The following is a 22,075-nucleotide window of genomic DNA, read 5'->3' on the forward strand; positions in this document are numbered from 1 at the left end:
TGTGACCCGCGGGTCAATTGCGCTTCCCAACGGCTGATCCGGCGCTAGTCTCCAGTGGTGCAGATCACTCGACGGAACCTGATCCGGAGCGGCCTGGCCGCAGCAGCTGTCAGTGGAATCCTCCGCCCGGTCCCGGCCCTCGCCGTGGTGCCGACCGGCACGACGCTGGCACGCACGTGGCAGCGCGGAGCACCCGGTGCAGGCGGATATCGCAAGATCGTCGCCGGTGGCGGCGAGCCGCACGTCGTCCGCACCGAGTTCGTCACCACGCCGGCCGCGGACCGCGCCACGCGGCGTACGGGAGTGCTGGCGTTCGCCCAGCTCTCCGACGTGCACGTCGTCGACGCCCAGTCACCGATGCGCCTGGAGTGGCTGGACCGCTTCGACGACACGGACGCGGTCGGGGACCCGACGACCACGCTGACCTCGTCGTCGTACCGGGCCCACGAGATGCTCAGCGCCCAGGTCGCCGACTCGATGGTGCGGGCGATCAACGCCGTCGCCGGGGCCGCACCCGTCACGCGACTCCCGCTCGACTTCGCGATCCAGACGGGCGACAACGCCGACAACGCGCAGTACAACGAGACGCGCTGGAACATCGACATCCTCTCCGGCGGCAAGGTCGTCACGCCCGACTCCGGCAACCGCACGAAGTGGGAGGGAGTGGCCGACCAGGACCTGCTCAGCTATGACCCGCACTACTGGCACCCCGATGGCCAGCCGGTCCTGCGACCCGTCGACATCCCGCGCAAGCAGTACGGGTTCCCGAAGGTGCCGGGTCTGCTCACGGCCGCCCGCCGCCCGTTCACGCCGGCGGGCCTGCGGATGCCGTGGTTCACGGCGTTCGGCAACCACGACGGGGGAGTGCAGGGCAACTTCCCGCCGAAGACGCTCGGGGTCGGCATGAACGCCATCGCGACCGGCAGCCTGAAGATCATCAGCCCGCCGGCCGGCCTGAGCCAGGCCGATCTCCTCCATGCCCTGCGGACCGACCCGCTCGGGCTGCTGAACAGCCTCGAGGTCGGCACGCACGTACGCGTCGTCAGCGCCGACAAGGACCGCCGCATCCTCACGCGCGCCCAGGTGGTCGAGGAGCACTTCACGACGACAGGCGCACCGGTGGGCCACGGCTTCACGGCCCAGAATCGCGCCCAGGGCACGGCGTACTACACGTACGTGCGCGGCCAGGTGCAGGTCATCGTCCTCGACACCGTCAACCCCAACGGGTATGCCGACGGGTCGCTCGACCAGGCCCAGATGACGTGGCTGACGGACGAGCTGGCGACGCCGCGGGCGGCGTACCAGGTGATCTGCAGCCACCACACGAGCGAGACGATGGGCAACCCGCTCGTGGCGACCGGGGGCGACCTCTCGCCGCGCGTCCTCGGCCCTGCAGTCGTGACACTGCTCCAGGCGCACCCCCGCGTCATCGCGTGGATCAACGGCCACAGCCACCGCAACCAGGTGTGGGCGCGGACCGGCGGCGCACGTGGCTTCTGGGAGATCAACACGGCCTCCCACATCGACTTCCCCCAGCAGTCACGCCTGGTGGAGATCGCCGACAACGACGACGGCACGCTCTCGATCTTCGCCACGATGGTCGACCACGCCGCGCCCGCGTCGTACGGCGGGAGCCTGGCCAACACCCTCAAGCTGGCGTCGCTCTCGCGCGAGCTCAGCGCCAACGACTGGCAAGAGCGGACCGCCAACCGCAACGGCGCGGTGGCCGACCGCAACGTGGAGCTGCTCATCCAGAAGCCGTGACGCAGACCGCGTCCAGCGGCAGCTGTGAGCTGGGGAGGTCGGGGCTCCGGCTGGTAGGGTTCGGGGAGTTCGACATCCTTTAACGAGCCGTCCCGTGAGGCGGAGAAGGAGTCAGCAGCGCTGATGCCTACCCACGATCAGGTCCCCGAGGGTTCTGCCCCCGTTGAGTCGACCGATCCCGGTCGTATCGTGCTCGACTCCCAGGACGTCACCCGAGCGCTCACGCGCATCGCGCACGAGATCCTCGAGCGCAACAAGTCCGCCGAGGACCTGGTCCTTCTCGGATTGCCCACGCGCGGCGTGCCGCTGGCGAAGCGGATCGCGGAGAAGATCCTCGCGGTAGAGGGCACCTCCGTGCCGGTCGGCGAGCTCGACGTGACGATGTACCGCGACGACCTCAAGTCGCACCCGACGCGCAGCCCGCACAAGACCGTCGTCCCGGCCGGTGGCATCGACGGCAAGACCGTCGTGCTGGTCGACGACGTCCTCTACTCGGGCCGGACCATCCGGGCTGCGCTCGACGCCCTGTCCGACCTGGGCCGACCCGCCGTCGTACGCCTCGCCGTGCTGGTCGATCGCGGGCACCGCGAGCTGCCGATCCGCGCCGATCATGTCGGCAAGAACCTGCCCAGCGCCCGCACCGAGCGAGTCTCGGTGCGCCTGGCGGAGACCGACGGCCCCGACTGCGCGGACGAGGTCCGCATCGCCACATCCATCGAAGGAGGGAGGGGCGCGTGAAGAAGCACCTGCTGTCGATCGACGACGTGACGGTCGACGACATCCACGCTCTCTTCGAGACCGCCGCGGAGATGCACGACGTGCAGCGCCGTGACGTGAAGAAGCTGCCCGCCCTGCGTGGCAAGACGGTGATCAACCTCTTCTTCGAGGACTCGACCCGGACCCGGTCCAGCTTCGAGATCGCCGGCAAGTGGCTCTCCGCGGACGTGATCAACCTGTCCGCCAAGGGGTCGTCGACCTCGAAGGGCGAGTCCCTGCGCGACACCGTGCTGACCGTGACCGCGATGGGCATCGACGGCCTGGTCATGCGCCACTCGGCCTCGGGTGCCGCGCAGCAGGTCGCCGGCTGGCTTCGCCAAGAATCCAGTACAATTCCGGTGATCAACGCCGGCGACGGCACGCACGAGCACCCGACGCAGGCCCTGCTCGACGCCTACACGCTGACGCGCCGGCTCGGCTCGCTCGAGGGTCGCCACATCGCGATCGTGGGCGACCTGACGCACAGCCGGGTCTTCCGCTCCGGCGTGAAGTGCCTGACCAAGCTCGGCGCCGAGGTCACCGTCGTGGCCCCGCCGACGCTGATGCCCAGCGGCATCACCGCCTGGTCCAAGGACGCCGGCTTCGCCACGTCGTACGACGTCGACGCGGTGCTGCCGACGGCCGATGCCGTGATGATGCTCCGCGTCCAGAAGGAGCGGATGTCGGGCGGCTACTTCCCGACGGCCCGCGAGTACACCGTCGGCTACGGACTCACGCGGTCGCGCCTCGGGCTGCTCAAGGAGGGCACCCCGATCCTGCACCCCGGCCCGATGAACCGCGGTCTCGAGATCGCGCCCGAGGCCGCCGACGCCGCCTCCAGCGCAGTGCTCGACCAGGTCTCCGCGGGTGTCGCGATCCGCATGTCCGTGCTCTACCACCTGCTGGCCGGCCCGTCCGCCGCAGCGACGACGGGGGAGTGACCCATGTCTGACAAGACCCTGATCAAGGGCGCCCGGATCCTCGGCGCTGAGGCCGCCGACATCCTGGTCGAGAACGGCGTCATCACCGCTGTGGGCGCCGGCGCCGGCGCCGACTCGACCGGTGCGGTCGTGGTCGAGGCCGCTGGGCTGATCGCACTGCCCGGCTTCGTCGACCTGCACACGCACCTGCGCCAGCCCGGCCGCGAGGACGCCGAGACGATCCTGTCCGGCTCGCAGGCCGCTGCCGTGGGTGGCTACACGGCCGTCCTGGCGATGGCCAACACCAACCCGGTCACCGACACCGCCGAGGCCGCCGAGCGCGTGCTCGACCTCGGCGTCGCGGCCGGCTACGTCGACGTGCAGCCGGTCGGCGCGGTGACCAAGGGCCTCGAGGGTCACGAGCTCGCCGAGCTGGGCCTGATGGCCCGGTCGCGCGCCGCCGTGCGGGTCTTTTCCGACGACGGGAAGTGCGTCCACGACGCCCGCGTGATGCGCCGCGCGCTGGAGTACGTCAAGGCGTTCGGGGGAGTCGTCTCCCAGCACGCCCAGGACCCGTCGCTCGCTCCCTACGGCAGCGCGTGCTGCCACGAGGGCGAGATCTCCGGCCAGCTCGGCCTGCCCGGCTGGCCCGGCATCGCCGAAGAGGTCATCGTCGCGCGCGACGTGATGCTGGCCCGTCACACGGGCAGTCGCGTGCACATCGCGCACGTCTCGACCGCGGGCAGTGTCGAGGTCGTCCGCTGGGCCAAGTCCCAGGGCATCGACGTCACCTGCGAGGTCACCCCGCACCACCTGATCCTCACCACCGACGAACTGCTGGGCTACGACCCGACGTACAAGGTCAACCCGCCGCTGCGCCCCGCCGAGGACGTGCAGGCGCTGCGCGCCGCGCTCGCCGACGGCACGATCGACGCCGTCGCGACCGACCACGCCCCGCACGCGAAGCACGACAAGGACCACGCCTTCGTCGACGCAGCGTTCGGCATGCTCGGGCTGGAGACGGCGCTCAGCGTCGTCGTCACGACCATGGTCGAGACCGGTCTCCTCGACTGGGCCGGCGTAGCGCGGGTGCTGAGCGTCAACCCGGCGCGGATCGCCGGCCTCGATGGCCACGGCCTCGAGATCGCCGTGGGCGCTCCTGCAAACCTCACCCTCGTCGACCCGTCGGCGAAGGTCACCGTGGACCGTGACGCGAGTGTGTCGCTGTCCCGCAACAACCCCTGGCACGGTCGTGAACTGACCGGCGCCGTGCACGCCACGTTCCTGCGTGGCAAGGCCACCGTGATGGAAGGAAAGCTCGTATGAAGCCCGCCCTGCTTGTTCTCGAGGACGGACGGACGTTCCGCGGCGAGTCCTTCGGTGCCGAAGGCGAGACCTTCGGCGAGGCCGTCTTCTCCACCGGCATGTCCGGCTACCAGGAGACGCTGACCGACCCGTCGTACCACCGCCAGGTCGTGGTCATGACGGCTCCGCACGTCGGCAACACCGGCATGAACGACGAGGACCCGGAGTCGCGCAAGATCTGGGTCGCCGGCTACGTCGTGCGCGACCCTGCCCGCGTCCCGTCGAACTGGCGCTCGGTGCGCTCGCTCGACGACGAGCTGAAGGAGCAGGGCGTCGTCGGCATCTCCGGCATCGACACCCGTGCCCTGACCCGCCACCTGCGCGAGGTCGGCTCGATGCGCGTGGGCATCTCCACCGTCGACACCGACCCCGAGATGCTCCTCGCCAAGGTCCGCGCCGAAGCCGAGATGACCGGCGCCAACCTCTCCGACGCAGTCACCACCGCCGAGGCGTACGTCGTCCCGGCAGTCGGCGAGAAGCTGCTCACGGTCGCCGCGGTCGACCTCGGCATCAAGGCGAACACCCCGCGGATGATGGCCGAGCGCGGCATCGAGGTGCACGTGCTGCCCTCCACCGCGACGCTCGAGGACGTGCAGGCGGTCAACCCTGACGGTCTCTTCTTCTCCAACGGCCCGGGTGACCCGGCCGCCACCACCGGGCAGGTGGAGCTGCTCAGGGCGGCGCTGGGCGAGGAGATCCCGTACTTCGGCATCTGCTTCGGCAACCAGCTCTTCGGTCGCGCGCTCGGCTTCGGCACCTACAAGCTCAAGTACGGCCACCGCGGCATCAACCAGCCGGTCCTGGACCGCACGACCGGCAAGGTCGAGGTCACCGCGCACAACCACGGCTTCGCCGTCGACGCCCCGCTCGAGGGCTCCACCACCACGCCGTTCGGTGAGGCCACGGTGTCGCACATCAACCTCAACGACGACTGCGTCGAGGGCCTCGAGCTCGTCGACGAGAAGGGCCTCAAGGCCTTCTCCGTGCAGTACCACCCGGAGGCCGCTGCCGGCCCCCACGACGCGGCGTACCTCTTCGACCGCTTCGTGCAGCTCATGAACGACCGCTCGGCTCGGAAGGCCTGATCACATGCCCAAGCGCGACGACATCAAGTCCGTCCTCGTCATCGGCTCCGGCCCGATCATCATCGGCCAGGCCTGCGAGTTCGACTACTCCGGCACCCAGGCCTGCCGCATCCTCAAGGCGGAGGGCCTCCGGGTCATCCTGATCAACTCCAACCCGGCCACGATCATGACGGACCCGGAGTTCGCCGACGCCACGTACGTCGAGCCGATCACCCCCGAGTTCGTCGAGAAGGTCATCGCCAAGGAGCGCCCCGACGCGATCCTGCCGACCCTCGGTGGCCAGACCGCGCTCAACGCCGCCATCGCGGCGCACGAGTCCGGCGTCCTGGAGAAGTACGGCGTCGAGATGATCGGTGCCAACTTTGACGCGATCCACCGCGGCGAGAACCGTGAGCTCTTCAACGCGATCGTCCACAAGGTCGGCGGCGAGGTGGCCCGTTCCGAGATCTGCCACACGATGGACGAGGTCCTCGCGGCCGTCGACACCCTCGGCGGCGTGTATCCGGTCGTCATCCGCCCCTCCTTCACCATGGGCGGCACCGGCTCCGGCATCGCGTACGACGAGACCGAGCTGCGCCGCCTCGCGGGCGCCGGTCTCTCCGCCTCGCCGACCACCGAGGTCCTCATCGAGGAGTCGATCATCGGCTGGAAGGAGTACGAGCTGGAGGTGATGCGCGACAAGAAGGACAACGTCGTCATCATCTGCTCCATCGAGAACTTCGACCCGATGGGCACCCACACCGGTGACTCGATCACCGTCGCCCCCGCGATGACGCTCACGGACCGCGAGTACCAGCACCTGCGTGACCTGGCCATCGGCATCATCCGCGAGGTCGGCGTCGACACCGGCGGCTGCAACATCCAGTACGCCGTCAACCCGGCCGACGGCCGCGTCATCGTCATCGAGATGAACCCGCGCGTCTCGCGCTCCTCGGCGCTGGCGTCGAAGGCGACCGGTTACCCGATCGCCAAGATCGCCGCCAAGGTCGCCATCGGCTACACCCTCGACGAGATCGAGAACGACATCACCGCCGGCCCGCAGGGCTCGACGGCCGCGAGCTTCGAGCCGACGCTCGACTACGTCGTCGTGAAGGTCCCGCGGTTCGCGTTCGAGAAGTTCCCGACCGCCGACGACACCCTCACGACGCACATGAAGTCCGTCGGCGAGGCGATGTCGATCGGCCGCAACTTCACCGAGTCCTTCAACAAGGCGCTCCGCTCCATGGAGAACAAGGCCGCGCCGTTCCGCTTCACCGGCGACGCGGGGGACAAGGCCGAGCTGCTGACGCTGATCAAGCGCCCGCACGACGGTCGCGTGCAGAAGGTCATGCAGGCGATCCGCGCCGGCGCGACGCAGCAGGAGATCTTCGACGCCACGAAGATCGACCCGTGGTTCGTCGACCAGCTCTTCCTGATCCACGAGGTCGCTGTCGCGGTTGCCGAGGCGGCCGAGCTCGACGAGGCGACGCTGCGCCTGGCCAAGCGCCACGGCTTCTCCGACGCCCAGATCGCCGACATCCGCGGGCTGTCCGAGGCCGAGGTCCGTGCCGCTCGCTGGGACAAGGGCATCCGCCCGGTCTACAAGACCGTCGACACCTGCGCCGCCGAGTTCGCCGCCAAGACGCCGTACCACTACTCGTCGTACGACGAGGAGACCGAGGTCCAGTCGCGCACCAAGCCGGCGGTCCTGATCCTCGGCTCGGGCCCGAACCGCATCGGCCAGGGCATCGAGTTCGACTACTCGTGCGTGCACGCTGCCCTGGAGCTCACCAAGGCCGGCTACGAGACGATCATGGTCAACTGCAACCCGGAGACGGTCTCGACCGACTACGACACGGCTGACCGTCTCTACTTCGAGCCGCTGACGCTCGAGGACGTCCTCGAGATCTACCACGCCGAGCTCGCCGCCGGCCCGGTCGCCGGTGTCATCGCGACGCTCGGTGGTCAGACCCCGCTGGGCCTGGCGCAGGGCCTCAAGGACAACGGCGTTCCGATCGTGGGCACGCAGCCCGAGGCCATCGACCTCGCCGAGGAGCGCGGCGCCTTCGGCCGTGTGCTCGACGAGGCCGGCCTGGTCGCGCCGAAGCACGGCACGGCGGTCTCGTTCGAGGACTCGCGCGACATCGCGCACTCCATCGGCTACCCGGTGCTCGTGCGTCCGTCGTACGTCCTCGGTGGCCGCGGCATGCAGATCGTGTACTCCGACGACCAGCTCGAGGCCTACCTCGCGGCCGCGACCGACCTGATCAGCGAGGACCGCCCGGTCCTCATCGACCGCTTCATCGACGACGCGGTCGAGATCGACGTCGACGCGCTGTACGACGGCACGGACCTGTTCCTGGGCGGCGTCATGGAGCACATCGAGGAGGCCGGCATCCACTCGGGTGACTCCTCCTGCGCGCTCCCGCCGATCACCCTCGGCGCGACCGAGATCAAGCGGATCCGCGAGGCCACCGAGGGCATCGCCAAGGGTGTCGGCGTCCGCGGCCTGATCAACATCCAGTTCGCGCTGGGCTCCGACGTGCTCTACGTCCTCGAGGCCAACCCGCGCGCCTCGCGCACGGTCCCGTTCGTCTCCAAGGCGACCGGCACCTCGCTGGCCAAGGCCGCGTCCCGCGTGATGATGGGCGAGTCGATCGCCGACCTGCGCAAGGCCGGTGTCCTGCCCGAGACCGGCGACGGCGGCATGCTGCCCGCCGACGCGCCGATCGCGGTCAAGGAGGCGGTCCTGCCGTTCAACCGCTTCCGTACGCCGGAGGGCAAGTTCGTCGACTCCGTGCTCGGTCCGGAGATGAAGTCGACCGGTGAGGTCATGGGCTTCGATGCCGACTTCGGCACGGCGTTCAGCAAGGCCCAGGCCGCTGCGTACGGCCCGCTGCCGACGTCCGGCAAGGTCTTCATCTCGATCGCCAACCGCGACAAGCGCTCGATGATCTTCCCGGCCCGGGTCCTCGCGGACTACGGCTTCGAGCTGCTCGCCACGCAGGGCACCGTCGAGGTGCTCCGCCGCAACGGCATCGAGGCCACCGTCGTCCGCAAGCACTTCGAGGGCGAGGGCAACGAGGGCGAGAAGACCTCGGTCCAGATGATCCTCGACGGCGAGATCGACCTGATCGTCAACACCCCCAACGGCTCGGCCTCCGAGGCCCGTGTCGACGGCTACGAGATCCGCGCCGCCGCCGTCCTCACCGGCACGCCGTGCATCACCACCGTCCAGGGCGCCGCTGCTGCGGTCCAGGGCATCCACGCGGTCCGCGGTGGCGACATCGGAGTCAAGTCCCTGCAGGAGTGGGCCGCGGAGATCGCCCAGGCTGGGCAGGACGCGTGAAGAAGCCCTACGACGTCCTCTTCGACGGCGTCTTCTCCAAGATCGACCCGGAGAAGGCGCACGAGCAGGCGTTTGCGGCGATCCGGGCAGGCCGTTTCGCGACGGCAGCCTGGGGTCGCACGCTGAAGCCCCGTCCGGTGTCGGCGCTCGGACTCGAGTTCCCCAACGTCCTCGGTCTGGCCGCCGGCTTCGACAAGAACGCCGTCGGCATCGACGCGCTCGCGGGCCTCGGCTTCGGGCACATCGAGATCGGCACCGTGACCGGAGAGGCGCAGCCGGGCAACCCGAAGCCGCGGCTCTTCCGGCTGCTCGACGATCGTGCGGTCGTCAACCGGATGGGCTTCAACAACGACGGCGCCGAGGTCGTGGGTCGGCGTCTCGCCGCTCGCGCCGCGGCCCGCGCGAGCAAGCCGGGTCCGGTCGTCGGCGTCAACATCGGCAAGACCAAGGTCGTGCCCGACGACGACATCGCCGCGGTGATCAAGGACCACGAGAAGTCCGTCGACCACCTCGCGCCGTACGCCGACTACCTGGTCGTCAACGTCTCCTCGCCCAACACCCCCGGGCTGCGCAACCTGCAGGCCGTCGAAAAGCTCGCCCCGCTCCTCGAGGCCGTGCGCAAGCGCGCCGACGAGGTCGTCACCGACCGCCGTGTGCCGCTCGTGGTCAAGATCGCGCCGGACCTGGCCGACGACGACGTGCTCGCCGTCGCCGACATGGCGAAGGCGATCGGCCTCGACGGCATCACCGCGACCAACACGACGATCTCGCGCGAGGGTCTGAAGGCCTCCGCCGCGCGGATCGAGACGGTCGGAGCCGGTGGTCTCTCGGGGCGCCCGCTCACCGAGCGCTCGCTCGAGGTGCTGCGTCTGCTCAAGGGTCGGGTCGGCGATGACCTCACGCTGATCGGCGTCGGAGGCATCACCACGGTCGCCGATGCTCGCGCCCGGCTCGATGCCGGTGCGGACCTGCTGCAGGGCTACACGGCGTTCATCTACGAGGGGCCGCTGTGGCCTCGTGCCATCGTGCGCGGGGTCCAGCGCCGTTGATGACGGGCCAGCGATGACTCTCCAGGCGACCGCGGACGTACGGGCGAGCGAGCGGATCGGCGCGTTCCAGCATGTCACGCTCGCGGCGCCCGGAGTCGTCGAGACCTTCCGTCCCGGCAACTTCGTCAGCATCGCCCTGCACGACGGCTCCCACCTGTCCAGACGGAGCTTCTGGGTGCACCGCGTGCGCTCGTCGAGCTCGTCTGGGGCAACGATCGACATCGTCGTCCGCCCGACCGGAGTGGGCAGCAGCTGGCTCGCCGGCCTCGGGGTCGGCGCGTCCGTGGACCTGATCGGTCCGCTCGGTCGGCCGTTCGCCCAGCCCAAGCAGGCTGTCCCGTGCCTCCTCGTCGGCGAGGGCTATGCCGCGGCATCGCTCTTTCCGCTCGCCGAGCGGCTGGTCGAGCGCGGCTGCCCGGTATCACTGCTCCTCGCCGCGGACACCGCCGCCGAAGTCATCGACGGCCTCGACGTACGCCGGTCGGCCGAGGCGGTCACCATCGTCACCGCAGACGGCTCCATGGGCGCCCAGGGCACCATCGCGCAGGCGCTGCCGGGCGCCCTGCAGCGTTCGGGTGCCTCGGTCGTCTACGCCGCCGCTCCAGCAGCGAGCCTGCATGCCGTTGCCGGCATCTCCGAGCAGCACGGCGCCTGGAGCCAGGTCGCGCTCGAGGTCCCGCAGCCGTGCGGCACAGGCCTGTGCCACGGCTGCATCGTCCCCGCCGTCGGCGAGGACGCCATCGCCCACCGTGTGCGCGCCTGCGCCGAAGGCCCCGTCTTCCGCGGCGACCGGATCCAGTGGGGGCTGCTGTGACGCTGTACGTCGCCTCCGGATGTGGAGGCACCGGCCGCGAGCTCGCGCCGTACGCCGATCTGGGCGCGCTCGGTGGCTTTGTCACGCGCACCCTGACCCTCGACCCGCGCCGGGGCAGCCGTCTCCGGATCTCCGAGTCGCCGGGCGGCCTGGTCCGGGCGCACCTGCTCCAGAACCCCGGCGTCGACCGGTTCCTGACCCATGAGATGCCGTGGCTGGCCCAGCAGGGCGTGCCCACCTGGGCCTCGGTCACGGGCGCCTCGCTCGACGACATCGCCGCCGTCGTACGCCGGGTGGCGACTGCTCCGGGCCTGACCGGCATCGAGCTCAACCTCGCGGTCGACGACCCCGCCGCCCTGCGCCTGCACGACGGGTCCACCCCCAAGGGTGCGGCTGCCGCGGTCCGGGTCGTGCTCGACGCACTGCCCGACAACCTCGGCCTGCACGTGAAGCTGGGCGCCGACGTCCGTCGTCTGCCCGCTCTTGCCCGCGCCGTCGCAGAAGTCGGTGCGGACGCGCTCGTCGTCGGAGGAGCGCTGCCCGCCTCGTTGCCCAACGGCACCCCGGCCGAGCTCTCGGGCCCGGCGATCCTCCCGACCGCGCTCCGCGCTGTGCGGGCGGTCCGCGACGAGCTGCCCGAGTTCCCGCTGATCGGCGTCGGGGGAGTGACGTCGGCTGCCGACGCCCGCGCCTTCGAAGCCGCCGGTGCCTTCGCCGTCCAGGTCGGCACCGCGCTGCTGCACGACCCGTCCACCCTTGCCCGCATCACCGCCGAGCTGGAGGAGCAGTCCTGATGACCACCCGACCCGATGCGCCGTTCGGAGCGCGGCTTCGCGCCGCGATGTCCGCGCGCGGCCCGCTCTGTCCCGGCATCGACCCGCACGCCTCGCTGCTCGCCGCGTGGGGGCTGCCGGACACCGCCGACGGCTGTGAGCGCTTCGCGATGACCGCGGTCGAGGCCCTGGCGCCGGTCGTGTCGTCGATCAAGCCGCAGTCGGCCTTCTTCGAGCGCCACGGTTCCCGTGGCGTCGCGGTGCTGGAGAAGGTCATCGCGGCCAGCCGCGAGTCCGGCTGCCTGGTCATCCTCGACGTCAAGCGGGGTGACATCGGCACCACCGCGCAGGCGTACGCCGACGCCTACCTCGACCCGACCAGCCCGCTCGCCTCGGACGCGATCACGGCCAGCCCGTACCTCGGGTTCGGCTCGCTCGCGCCAATGATCGAGACCGCCGCCCGGCACAACGCGGGCGTCTTCGCCCTGGCGCTCACGTCGAACCCGGAGGCACCGCGCTTCCAGCACGCACGCACCGCGGACGGTTCGACGATTGCGGGGGAGGTGCTCGCAGGTCTGCGGGCCGCCAACGAGGGAGCGGAGTCGCTCGGCTCGTTCGGTGCCGTCGTCGGGGCCACGATCGGCTCGACCGAGGAGAACCTCGACATCAACGGTCCGCTGCTCGTGCCCGGCATCGGTGCGCAGGGCGGCACGGCCGACGACGTACGCCGGATCTTCGGCGCCGCGGTCCGCAACGTGGTGCCCACGTCGACCCGGGAGATCCTCGGCGCCGGCCCTTCGGTCCAGGCGCTGCGCGAGGCAGCTGCCCGCGCCAACGACGAGTTCGCCGCGCTGCTGTGATGCGCGCGCTCACGCTCCTCGCACTGACGGCCACCATGGCCGGCACGCTCACGGTGAGCGGGTGCGCGAGTGACCAGGAGAAGTGGTGTGACCGCGTCTCGGCGGCGGCACCAACCCTGGGCAAGACCCTCGACGAGGGCGGCGCGAAGACGGGGCTCATCGACGCCCTGCCGACGCTGCGCAGCCTCGCCGACGCCGCGCCGTCCGACGTTCGTGAGGACTGGAGCACGCTGGTCGACGCCGTGTCCGGCCTGGCCGACGCAGTAGCGGCGAAGGACGACAAGGCAACCCGTCAGGCCGGTCTCAAGCTCGCCTCGCCGGACGTCCAGGCGGCCGCCAACGCCGTCGACCAGGAAGCCCGCGACGTCTGCCACGCCGGCCTGTTCTGACCCGGATCCACCCGGATGTCCGGTCCGCGTTGCCGGTCGCGTGATGTCGTGACTAGATTGGCCGTCTGCCCAGCCGCACCGAACACGAGGACCTGACACGTGGCCCTGCCCCAGCTGACCCCGGAACAACGTCAGGCTGCCCTCGACAAGGCCGCCGCCTCTCGCCGGGAGCGCGCCGAGGTCAAGAACCGTCTGAAGAACTCCGGCGCCTCGATCATGGACGTCATCCGTGAGGGCCAGATCAACGAGGTCGTCGGCAAGATGAAGGTCGTCGACCTCCTGCAGTCGATGCCGGGCCTGGGCAAGGTGCGGGCGAAGCAGCTCATGGAGCGCCTCGCGATCGCCGAGAGCCGCCGCGTTCGTGGTCTGGGTGCCAAGCAGGTCGCGGCCCTCGAGGCCGAGTTCACCCGCGACTGATGCCAGGCACTCCCCACCGCCTCATCGTTCTCGCAGGACCGACCGCCGTCGGCAAGGGCACGGTCGCTGCTGCTGTCCGCGAGGACTACCCCGACGTCTGGATCTCGGTGTCGTGCACCACCCGCGCGCCGCGCCCTGGTGAGGTCGACGGCCAGCACTACCACTTCGTCAGCGACGAGGAGTTCGACCGGATGATCGCCGGGGGAGAGCTCCTCGAGTACGCCGTCGTCCACGGCCACGCCAAGTACGGCACGCCGCGCACCCCGGTCGAGGAGGCGCTGGCCGCCGGTCGCCCGTCGATGCTGGAGATCGACCTCCAGGGCGCGCGCCAGGTGAAGGCCAACATGCCGGAGGCCCGGCTGGTCTTCCTGGCGCCCCCGTCATGGGAGGAGCTGGTCCGCCGACTCATCGGTCGGGGCACCGAAACCGAGGAGCAGCAGGAGCGTCGGCTGGAGACCGCGAAGGTCGAACTGGCGGCCGAAGCGGAGTTCGACGTGACGATCGTCAACCACGAAGTTCACGAGGCTGCCGCCGAGTTGGTAAAGTTGATGCGGGCCTGAGTCAGGCCTGCCCGGGGCACGGTCTCGTGTCCCTCCGGATTCCCGATCTTTAAGGCGTTATCTGTGTCTGCTCCCACCGGCGAGGGTGTCACCAACCCGTCGATCGACGACCTGCTCACGAAGACCGACTCGAAGTACAAGCTGGTCCTCTACAGCGCCAAGCGTGCCCGGCAGATCAACGCCTACTACTCGCAGCTCGGCGAGGGCCTGCTCGAGTACGTCGGCCCGCTCGTCGACACGCACGTCCAGGAGAAGCCGCTGTCGATCGCGCTCCGCGAGATCAACGCCGACCTCCTGACCTGCGAGGACATCGACCCGGCCGAGCTCGCCGCCGAGGAGGCCGCCGCGGCCGCCGCGGCTGCCGACGCCGAGTGACCCGAGGCTGATTCAGATGGGCGCCACGGCACCCAGGGTCGTCCTCGGAGTCAGCGGCGGCATCGCGGCGTACAAGTCGTGTGAGCTGCTGCGACGCTTCACCGAGTCCGGCCATGACGTGACCGTGGTGCCCACCGCCGCGGCGCTGGAGTTCGTCGGGGCACCGACGTGGGCTGCCCTCAGCGGCAAGCCGGTCGCGGCCGATGTCTGGACCCGTGTCGAGGCAGTGCCGCACGTCCACATCGGGCAGCACGCGGATCTGGTCGTCGTCGCCCCGGCGACCGCCGACATCATGGCCAAGGCAGCGCACGGCCTGGCAGACGACCTGCTGACCAACACGCTGCTCACCGCGCGGTGTCCGGTGGTGTTCGCGCCCGCCATGCACACCGAGATGTGGGAGCACCCGGCCACGCAGGCCAACGTGCGCACCCTCCGCGAGCGTGGCGCGGTCGTGATCGAGCCCGCCGAGGGCCGTCTGACGGGCAAGGACACCGGCAAGGGCCGTCTCCCGGACCCCGCCGAGATCTTCGAGCTCGCGCTCGACGTGCTCTCGCGCGGAGCTGTCCAGCCGGACCTCGCCGGGCGCCACGTGCTCGTCTCCGCCGGCGGCACCCGCGAGTACCTCGACCCGGTGCGCTTCCTCGGCAACCGCTCGAGCGGGCTCCAGGGCTATGCCCTGGCACGCGCCGCGGCTGCCCGGGGCGCCGAGGTCACCCTGGTCGCCGCCAACGTCTCGTTGCCCGACCCGGCCGGCGTGAAGGTGGTCCGGGTCGAGACGACCGCACAGCTGCGCGACGCCGTCCTGGCGGGAGCACCCGCTGCGGACGCCATCGTGATGGCAGCTGCCCCTGCCGACTTCCGTCCGACCGATGTCAGCGACGCCAAGATCAAGAAGTCCGAGGACGGGTCCGCTCCTGCGATCACGCTCGAGCAGAACCCCGACATCCTCAAGGAGATCTCGCAGCACCGCCTGCGCGAGGGCCAGGTGATCGTCGGGTTCGCGGCGGAGACGGGCGACGCAACCGGCTCCGTGCTCGAGCTCGCGACCGCCAAGCTGGCGCGCAAGGGGTGCGACCTGCTGGTCGTCAACGACGTGTCCGGTGGTGCCGTCTTCGGCAGCCCGGACAACGAAGCGGTCATCCTTTCGGCGGCCGGCGTCGCCGCTGATGTGCCGCGCGGGTCCAAGGCGAGCGTGGCGCACGCCATCTGGGATCAGGTTGCCGCTACTCTTCGCGGCTGAGACGGGCGTCCGGGGGCCAAGAGGCGCCGTCTATCGTTGAGTTCAACATCACACCAATGCATGGGAGTGGAACGACTGTGGCTGGACGCCTCTTCACCTCGGAGTCCGTGACCGAGGGTCACCCGGACAAGATCGCCGACCAGATCAGCGACACGATCCTCGACGCCCTCCTGACGGACGACCCGATGAGCCGCGTTGCGGTCGAGACCCTGGTCACCACCGGCCTGGTCATGGTCGCGGGCGAGGTCACCACCTCGACGTACGCGCCGATCGCGCAGCTGGTCCGCAAGAAGGTTCTCGAGATCGGCTACGACGCCTCCGAGAAGGGCTTCGACGGCAACTCCTGCGGCGTGCAGATCGCCATCGGCGCGCAGTCCCCGGACATCGCCCAGGGCGTCGATGACGCCTTCGAGGAGCGCGTGGACGGCTCGGGCGACGAGCTCGACCGCCAGGGCGCCGGCGACCAGGGCCTGATGTTCGGTTACGCCTGCGACGACACGCCGGAGCTCTTCCCGCTCCCGATCAAGATGGCCCAGACGCTCTCCGAGCGCCTGACCGCGGTGCGCAAGGACGGCACGCTCCCGTACCTCCGCCCCGACGGCAAGACCCAGGTCACCATCGAGTACGACGAGGACGACCGCGCTGTCCGCGTCGACACCGTCGTGCTGTCGACGCAGCACTCCGAGGACGTCGACCAGGAGACCCTGGCCAAGGACATCACCGTCCACGTCATCGAGCCGGTCCTCGAGCAGTTCAAGGCCTCCGTGCCCAACGAGGGCCACAAGCTCTTCATCAACCCGACCGGCCGCTTCGTCGTCGGTGGCCCGATGGGTGACGCCGGCCTGACCGGTCGCAAGATCATCGTCGACACCTACGGCGGCATGGCCCGTCACGGTGGTGGCGCCTTCTCCGGCAAGGACCCGTCGAAGGTCGACCGCTCGGCCGCCTACGCGATGCGCTGGGTTGCCAAGAACGTCGTCGCCGCGGGCCTGGCCCGTCGCTGCGAGGCCCAGGTCGCCTACGCGATCGGCGTTGCCAAGCCCGTCGGTGTCTTCATCGAGACCTTCGGCACCGGCGTCATCTCCGACGAGAAGATCCAGGAGGCCGTGCTCGAGGTCTTCGACCTGCGTCCGGCCGCGATCCTGCGCGACCTCGACCTGCGTCGTCCGATCTACGCGAAGACGGCCGCCTACGGTCACTTCGGCCGCGAGCTCCCCGAGTTCACCTGGGAGCGCACGGACCGCGCGGACGCCCTGAAGGCTGCCGCCGGCATCTGAGCAATCGTCGAAACCCGGGTTTTGGTCCGCCGAAACCCGGGTTTTGGCGTCTCCAGACCCGGGTTTCGGCGAGGTTGTGGATCGCGAGTTGCCCTGTCGGTCGTGTCTGTCAGAGTTGCGCCCGTGAGCCGTCCGACCGAGACCGACGACCAGCCGGAGCTGGTCCCCGGGCTGGTGCGCGCCCAGGTGAAGGCCGCGAAGACCCGGGCGGCCAAGGCCGCGGCTCCCGTCGCTCCGGCGGCGGTCGATCCCGTGGCGCGGGTGCTGGTCGACACCGGCCTCGCGCACCTCGACCGGACCTTCGACTACCTGGTGCCGGCCGCGCTTGCCGCTGATGCAGTGCCGGGGGCACGGGTCAAGATCCGCTTCTCCGGTCAGGAGGTCGACGGCTACCTCGTCGAGCGGCTGGTCGCGAGCGAGCACGACGGTCGACTCCAGCCACTGCGGCGGGTGGTGAGCCCGGTGCCGGTGCTCCAGCCGCAGGTCGCTGAGCTCGTCGCGCGCCTCGCCCGGCGCTACGCAGGGTCTCGTGGCGACCTGCTCCGCTTCGCGGTGCCGCCCCGTCACGCCACGGTGGAGAAGGAGCCCATGAGCGCCGCCCCGCCGTGGACGGCGCCAGCCGACCTCACGGCGTGGGGCTCGCCGTGGGATGACATCGAAGGCGGGCGCGAGCTGTTCACCGCGCTCTCGACCGGCGACTCGCCCCGCGCCGTCTGGTCTGCGTCACCCGGCGACATCGCCGGCACTCCCACCTGGTGCGCGCAGATCGCCAGCGCCGTCGTGGCAGCCCGCGCCAGCGGGCGCGGGGCACTCGTCGTGGTGCCCGATGCCCGCGATGCCGGCCGGGTCAGCGCCGCCCTCGCGCGGCTCGACACGCCGCACCGGGTGCTCCAGGCGGACGCGGGTCCGGCACAGCGCTATCGCGACTTCCTCGCGGTGCTCCGGGGCGAGGTCGACGTGGTGGTCGGCACCCGCGCTGCGGCGTACGCACCGGTGCGGGATCTCGGGCTCGTCGTCCTGTGGGACGACGGCGACGACTCCCACGCCGAGCCTCGCTCGCCGTACCCCCATGCGCGCGAGGTCGTCCGTCTGCGCGCCGAGATCGAGGGATGCGCACTCCTCATCGGTGGCACGAGCCGCACACCCGACGCGCAGCTTCTCGTGCGGACGGGCTTCGCCGCCTCTCTGGTTCCGCACCGCGATGCGGTGCGCCGTGCCCTCACGGCAGCCGTGACGGGTGCGACCGATCGAGAGCTCGAGCGTGACCCGTTCGCGCGGACGACGCGGATGCCGCAGCAGGTGCACCAGCTGATCCGTGATGCGCTGGCGGACGGTCCGGTCCTCGTCCAGACGCCTCGGCGCGGTTACGCCGCCGCACTGGCCTGCGAGCGGTGCCGTGCCTCGGCACGATGCACCTCGTGTGCTGGCCCGCTGACCCTGGCCTCGCCGACCGCACCGCCGACGTGCGGTTGGTGCGGCCGTGCCGACGACGCCTGGTCCTGCCCGGAGTGCGGCCACCGCGGGCTCCGCGCTCCGGTGGTGGGGGAGGTGCGCACCGCCGAGGAGCTGGGGCGGGCGTTCCCCGGCGCTCGCGTCTCGTCGTCCGGAGGCGACCGGATCCTCGACACGGTTCCGCCCACGCCACGGACCATCGTGGTGGCGACGCCGGGGGCCGAGCCGGTCGTCGAGGGCGGCGGCTACGCGGCCGTCGTTCTGCTCGACACCTGGCTCATGCTCGCGCGGCCGGACCTCCGGATCCGCGAGGAGGCGCTCCAGCGCTGGATGAACGCCGCCGCGCTGGTTCGCGCCGGCGGTCGGGTGCTGGCGGTGGGTGACGCAGCAGATCCGACGTTGCAGGCCCTGGTCCGGTGGGATCCCGTCGGGCACGCGGAGCGTGAGCTCGCCGATCGCGCCTCGGCCCACATGCCACCGGCGTGCTGCGTGGCGACCCTCATCGGCGACGTCGGAGCTGTCGACGACGCGATGACCCTTCTCTCGCTGCCACCCGGTGCCGAGATCCTCGGCCCGGTCGAGCACGACGATGCCGTCCGCACCGTCCTCAGGGTCCCGTGGGCCACCGGCCAGGCCCTGACCGACGCCCTCGGCGAGCTCCAGCGGGTGCGCTCCGCCCGGCGGCTCGATCCCGTGCGGGTGCAGGTCGATCCACCGACCCTCTGATCCTCTCTAGACTCTGCGGTGTCGTCCCTGTGAAGGAGTTCCGTGGCAGTCCAGCCGATCCGCCTCTTCGGAGACCCGGTGCTGCGCAAGCGCGCCGCTGAGGTCACCACTTTCGACCGCGAGCTGCAGCGCCTCGTGCAGGACCTCACGGACACGATGATGGACGCGCCCGGAGCCGGGCTTGCGGCCCCGCAGATCGGTGTCTCCCTCCGCGTCTTCACCTGGAACGTCGACGGCGAGGTGGGCCACCTGATCAACCCCACGCTCGAGCTCTCCCAGGAGACGCAGGACGGTGCCGAGGGGTGCCTCTCGCTGCCCCACCTGACCTACGACTGCCTGCGTGCACTGTCGGTGGTGGCGGAAGGGTTCAACATGCATGGCGAACCCGTGAAGATCCACGGCTCCGACCTGCTCGCCCGCGCCATCCAGCACGAGACGGACCACCTCGACGGCATCCTCTTCATCGACAAGCTCGACCAGGAGTCCCGCAAGGCCGCCATGCGCCAGATCCGCGACTCGGACTGGTTCGGCGAGGCCGGGCAGCCGCAGATCAAGGTCAGCCCGCACCGCACGAACGGATTCGGTTTCTGATGCGCGTCGTGTTCGCCGGCACCCCCGAGGTCGCCGTTCCCTCGCTCGATGCCATCCACGCGTCGCCGCACGAGGTGATCGCCGTCGTGACGCGACCCGATGCCCCGGCCGGCCGCGGCCGCAAGCTGCTGCCGTCGCCCGTCGCGGTGCGGGCGGAGGAGCTCGGCATCCCGGTCCTCAAGCCGGAGCACCCGCGGGACCCGGACTTCCAGGCCAGGCTCAAGGAGCTCGACCCGGACTGCTGCCCGGTGGTCGCCTACGGAGCCCTGCTCCCGCAGGACGCGCTCGACATCCCGAAGCACGGCTGGGTGAACCTGCACTTCTCGCTGCTCCCGGCCTGGCGCGGCGCGGCGCCGGTGCAGCGTTCGATCTGGGCGGGCGACGAGATCACGGGTGCGACGACGTTCCGGATCGTCAAGGAGCTCGACGCCGGGCCGACGTATGGACTGATGACGGAGCGGATCCGCGACAACGACACGGCGGGCGACCTGCTCGACCGGCTCGCCGAAGGTGGCGCTGGCCTGCTGGTCGCGACGCTCGACGGCATCGAGTCGGGACAGCTCGAGGAGCGCGAGCAGGAGACCGAGGGCCTGCTCTCCTACGCACCCAAGATCCTCGTCGAGGACGCCGAGATCGACTGGTCCGAGATCGCTGTGGGCGTCGACCGCCGGATCCGTGCGTGCAGCCCGTTCCCGGGCGCGTGGAGCACCTTCCAGGGCGAGCGGATCAAGATCGGCCCGGTCACGCCCGGGGCGACGTCGGATCTCGCGCCCGGCCAGATCGAGGTCACCAAGAACGCCGTGTACGTCGGCACCGGCTCCACCGTGGTGAAGCTCGGCGAGGTCAAGGCCTTCGGCAAGAAGCAGATGGCGGCAGCCGACTGGGCGCGCGGTATCCAGGACTTCCCGGCCGACGCACGCTTCGGCGAGGGCTGACGTGGCCGACCCGCGCAGCCGCGGCCGCCGACCCTCCGGTCCCACCTCGGGCGGACATCCGCCGAAGCCGCGTCCCGCCGCCGACCCGGCGCGTCTCGCGGCGTACGACGTGATGACGGCCGTCCGCGTCGACGGTGCCTACACGAACCTGCTGCTCCCGCAGGTCCTGCGGAAGTACGACCTCAGCGGGCGCGACGCAGGCTTCGTGACCGAGCTGGTGAGCGGCACCATCCGCCGCCAGGGCACGTACGACGTGATCATCGGCGCGTGTGCTGACCGGCCGCAGATGAAGATCGAGGCCAAGGTGCTCGATGCGCTGCGCCTCGGCGTGCACCAGCTGCTGGCGATGCGGGTGCCACCGCACGCCGCGATCTCGACGACCGTGACGCTCGTCCGCAGCACGGTCGGTCAGGGGCCTGCGGGGTTCACCAACGCGGTGCTGCGTCGGGTGTCCGAGAAGCCCCTCGAGGAGTGGATCCGGCTCCTCGCCCCGACGAAGGTGCACGAGTTCGCCGCGTTCGCGCACTCGCACCCGCTGTGGGTCGTCGATGCACTGGCCGAGGCCCTGGCCGCGACCAAGCCGGTCGACATGCGCGCGGAGCTCGATGCGCTGCTCGCCGCTGACAACGCCGCACCGAAGGTCATGCTCGTCGCACGTCCCGGACTGGCGAGCATCGACGAGCTCGTCACCGCCGGTGGCGAGCCGACCGGCCGCTCGCCGTACGCCGTCGAGCTGGCCGGTGGAGATCCATCCGGCATCACGGCGGTCGCCGAGGGACGCGCCGGCGTCCAGGACGAGGGCTCGCAGCGCGTGGCGCTCGCCCTTGCCGCTGCTGCCGTCGAGGGTCGCGACGAGAGGTGGCTCGACCTCTGCTCCGGTCCCGGAGGCAAGACGGCGCTGCTCGCCGCCCTGGCCGCCGAGCAAGGAGCCGTGGTCGTCGCCAACGAGCGACAGCACCACCGCGCCCGGCTCGTCGTCGAGGGCACGCGGGCCGCCACCGCGGGTCTCGCCGGCGTGATCACCGGTGACGGCACACGACCGGCGTGGGCGCCCGGGTCCTTCGACCGGATCCTTGTCGACGCGCCGTGCTCGGGTCTGGGCGCGCTGCGGCGTCGCCCCGAGGCGCGCTGGCGCAAGACGCCCGCGGAGATCGACGCCCTGGTCCCGCTCCAGCGGCAGCTGCTCGGCACCGCACTCGACTCGGTGCGGCTCGGTGGCGTCGTCGTCTACGCGACATGTTCGCCAGTGCTCGCGGAGACGCGGCACGTCGTCGAGGCCGTGCTCGCCGAGCGCGACGACGTGGTGCTCGAGCAGACCGAGCAGCTCTGGCCGCACCGCGACGGCTGCGATGCGATGTACTTCGCGGTGCTTCGCCGGTCGACGTCCTAGGGTCGGACC

General features: G+C 70.7%; 20 protein-coding genes. All 20 read left to right on the plus strand.

What is annotated here, in order from left to right:
• Positions 1 to 57: 57 nt before the first annotated feature.
• The 20 genes from EPD65_RS13255 (at position 58) to EPD65_RS13350 (ending at position 22,066) form a co-directional block, all read left to right on the plus strand.
• A complete protein-coding gene (locus tag EPD65_RS13255) occupies positions 58 to 1,764 on the plus strand; it encodes a TIGR03767 family metallophosphoesterase (protein WP_165873006.1) in 1,707 nt (568 codons plus the stop codon).
• A 123-nt stretch (positions 1,765 to 1,887) separates the two neighbouring features.
• Positions 1,888 to 2,502 (plus strand): bifunctional pyr operon transcriptional regulator/uracil phosphoribosyltransferase PyrR, encoded by a 615-nt coding sequence (gene pyrR, locus EPD65_RS13260; protein ID WP_131584900.1) that lies wholly within the window; start codon positions 1,888 to 1,890, stop codon positions 2,500 to 2,502.
• Positions 2,499 to 3,461: an aspartate carbamoyltransferase catalytic subunit gene (locus tag EPD65_RS13265; protein ID WP_131584902.1), complete on the plus strand. Its 963-nt coding sequence runs from the start codon at positions 2,499 to 2,501 to the stop codon at positions 3,459 to 3,461. Before pyrR ends, EPD65_RS13265 begins: the two co-directional genes overlap by 4 nt.
• A 3-nt stretch (positions 3,462 to 3,464) precedes the next feature.
• The gene (locus EPD65_RS13270; protein WP_131584904.1) at positions 3,465 to 4,766 is read left to right on the plus strand and encodes a dihydroorotase; all 1,302 of its coding nucleotides are present in this window, start codon (positions 3,465 to 3,467) and stop codon (positions 4,764 to 4,766) included.
• A complete protein-coding gene (gene carA, locus EPD65_RS13275; protein WP_131584906.1) occupies positions 4,763 to 5,890 on the plus strand; it encodes a glutamine-hydrolyzing carbamoyl-phosphate synthase small subunit in 1,128 nt (375 codons plus the stop codon). The genes EPD65_RS13270 and carA overlap by 4 nt, the downstream gene beginning before the upstream one ends.
• A gap of 4 nt (positions 5,891 to 5,894) precedes the next feature.
• A complete protein-coding gene (gene carB / locus EPD65_RS13280) occupies positions 5,895 to 9,218 on the plus strand; it encodes a carbamoyl-phosphate synthase large subunit (protein ID WP_131584908.1) in 3,324 nt (1,107 codons plus the stop codon).
• Positions 9,215 to 10,267 carry a quinone-dependent dihydroorotate dehydrogenase gene (locus tag EPD65_RS13285; RefSeq protein WP_131584910.1) on the plus strand — a complete coding sequence of 351 codons (1,053 nt, stop codon included), beginning with the start codon at positions 9,215 to 9,217 and terminating at the stop codon, positions 10,265 to 10,267. Before carB ends, EPD65_RS13285 begins: the two co-directional genes overlap by 4 nt.
• A 13-nt stretch (positions 10,268 to 10,280) precedes the next feature.
• Entirely contained in the window at positions 10,281 to 11,081 is an 801-nt protein-coding gene (locus tag EPD65_RS13290) for an iron-sulfur cluster-binding protein (protein ID WP_165873007.1), read from the plus strand.
• Positions 11,078 to 11,875, plus strand: coding sequence for a tRNA-dihydrouridine synthase (locus EPD65_RS13295; RefSeq protein ID WP_165873008.1), 798 nt, complete (start codon positions 11,078 to 11,080; stop codon positions 11,873 to 11,875). Before EPD65_RS13290 ends, EPD65_RS13295 begins: the two co-directional genes overlap by 4 nt.
• Positions 11,875 to 12,714: an orotidine-5'-phosphate decarboxylase gene (gene pyrF, locus EPD65_RS13300; RefSeq protein WP_131584917.1), complete on the plus strand. Its 840-nt coding sequence runs from the start codon at positions 11,875 to 11,877 to the stop codon at positions 12,712 to 12,714. Before EPD65_RS13295 ends, pyrF begins: the two co-directional genes overlap by 1 nt.
• On the plus strand, positions 12,714 to 13,103 hold the full coding sequence (locus tag EPD65_RS13305) for a hypothetical protein (RefSeq protein ID WP_131584920.1): 390 nt from the start codon (positions 12,714 to 12,716) through the stop codon (positions 13,101 to 13,103). The genes pyrF and EPD65_RS13305 overlap by 1 nt, the downstream gene beginning before the upstream one ends.
• 99 nt (positions 13,104 to 13,202) lie before the next feature.
• Positions 13,203 to 13,520, plus strand: coding sequence for an integration host factor, actinobacterial type (mihF, locus tag EPD65_RS13310; RefSeq protein WP_131584923.1), 318 nt, complete (start codon positions 13,203 to 13,205; stop codon positions 13,518 to 13,520).
• Positions 13,520 to 14,080, plus strand: a complete 561-nt coding sequence (gmk, locus tag EPD65_RS13315) for a guanylate kinase (RefSeq protein WP_131584926.1) — start codon at positions 13,520 to 13,522, stop codon at positions 14,078 to 14,080. The genes mihF and gmk overlap by 1 nt, the downstream gene beginning before the upstream one ends.
• Positions 14,081 to 14,143: 63 nt before the next feature.
• Positions 14,144 to 14,455, plus strand: coding sequence for a DNA-directed RNA polymerase subunit omega (rpoZ, locus tag EPD65_RS13320; RefSeq protein ID WP_131584929.1), 312 nt, complete (start codon positions 14,144 to 14,146; stop codon positions 14,453 to 14,455).
• 16 nt (positions 14,456 to 14,471) lie between these two features.
• Positions 14,472 to 15,695, plus strand: coding sequence for a bifunctional phosphopantothenoylcysteine decarboxylase/phosphopantothenate--cysteine ligase CoaBC (coaBC, locus tag EPD65_RS13325; RefSeq protein ID WP_131584932.1), 1,224 nt, complete (start codon positions 14,472 to 14,474; stop codon positions 15,693 to 15,695).
• A gap of 77 nt (positions 15,696 to 15,772) precedes the next feature.
• Positions 15,773 to 16,972, plus strand: a complete 1,200-nt coding sequence (gene metK / locus EPD65_RS13330; protein WP_131584936.1) for a methionine adenosyltransferase — start codon at positions 15,773 to 15,775, stop codon at positions 16,970 to 16,972.
• A gap of 123 nt (positions 16,973 to 17,095) precedes the next feature.
• Positions 17,096 to 19,150 (plus strand): primosomal protein N', encoded by a 2,055-nt coding sequence (locus EPD65_RS13335; RefSeq protein WP_131584938.1) that lies wholly within the window; start codon positions 17,096 to 17,098, stop codon positions 19,148 to 19,150.
• Positions 19,151 to 19,192: 42 nt separating this feature from the next.
• On the plus strand, positions 19,193 to 19,741 hold the full coding sequence (def, locus tag EPD65_RS13340) for a peptide deformylase (protein WP_131584940.1): 549 nt from the start codon (positions 19,193 to 19,195) through the stop codon (positions 19,739 to 19,741).
• On the plus strand, positions 19,741 to 20,676 hold the full coding sequence (gene fmt, locus EPD65_RS13345) for a methionyl-tRNA formyltransferase (protein WP_131584942.1): 936 nt from the start codon (positions 19,741 to 19,743) through the stop codon (positions 20,674 to 20,676). The genes def and fmt overlap by 1 nt, the downstream gene beginning before the upstream one ends.
• Position 20,677: 1 nt before the next feature.
• Positions 20,678 to 22,066 carry an RsmB/NOP family class I SAM-dependent RNA methyltransferase gene (locus EPD65_RS13350; RefSeq protein WP_131584945.1) on the plus strand — a complete coding sequence of 463 codons (1,389 nt, stop codon included), beginning with the start codon at positions 20,678 to 20,680 and terminating at the stop codon, positions 22,064 to 22,066.
• Positions 22,067 to 22,075 lie beyond the last annotated feature (9 nt).

The organism is Nocardioides jejuensis, assembly GCF_004337475.1.
GTDB classification, from domain to species: Bacteria; Actinomycetota; Actinomycetes; order Propionibacteriales; family Nocardioidaceae; genus Nocardioides; species Nocardioides jejuensis.

Bases quoted from the DNA above. Each gene is read 5' to 3' on its own strand.
- carA (WP_131584906.1), top strand. From the start codon at position 4,763: ATGAAGCCCGCCCTGCTTGTTCTCGAGGACGGACGGACGTTCCGCGGC.
- pyrF (WP_131584917.1), top strand. From the start codon at position 11,875: ATGACCACCCGACCCGATGCGCCGTTCGGAGCGCGGCTTCGCGCCGCG.
- fmt (WP_131584942.1), top strand. From the start codon at position 19,741: ATGCGCGTCGTGTTCGCCGGCACCCCCGAGGTCGCCGTTCCCTCGCTC.
- pyrR (WP_131584900.1), top strand. From the start codon at position 1,888: ATGCCTACCCACGATCAGGTCCCCGAGGGTTCTGCCCCCGTTGAGTCG.
- EPD65_RS13290 (WP_165873007.1), top strand. From the start codon at position 10,281: ATGACTCTCCAGGCGACCGCGGACGTACGGGCGAGCGAGCGGATCGGC.
- carB (WP_131584908.1), top strand. From the start codon at position 5,895: ATGCCCAAGCGCGACGACATCAAGTCCGTCCTCGTCATCGGCTCCGGC.
- coaBC (WP_131584932.1), top strand. From the start codon at position 14,472: ATGGGCGCCACGGCACCCAGGGTCGTCCTCGGAGTCAGCGGCGGCATC.
- gmk (WP_131584926.1), top strand. From the start codon at position 13,520: ATGCCAGGCACTCCCCACCGCCTCATCGTTCTCGCAGGACCGACCGCC.
- EPD65_RS13305 (WP_131584920.1), top strand. From the start codon at position 12,714: ATGCGCGCGCTCACGCTCCTCGCACTGACGGCCACCATGGCCGGCACG.
- EPD65_RS13270 (WP_131584904.1), top strand. From the start codon at position 3,465: ATGTCTGACAAGACCCTGATCAAGGGCGCCCGGATCCTCGGCGCTGAG.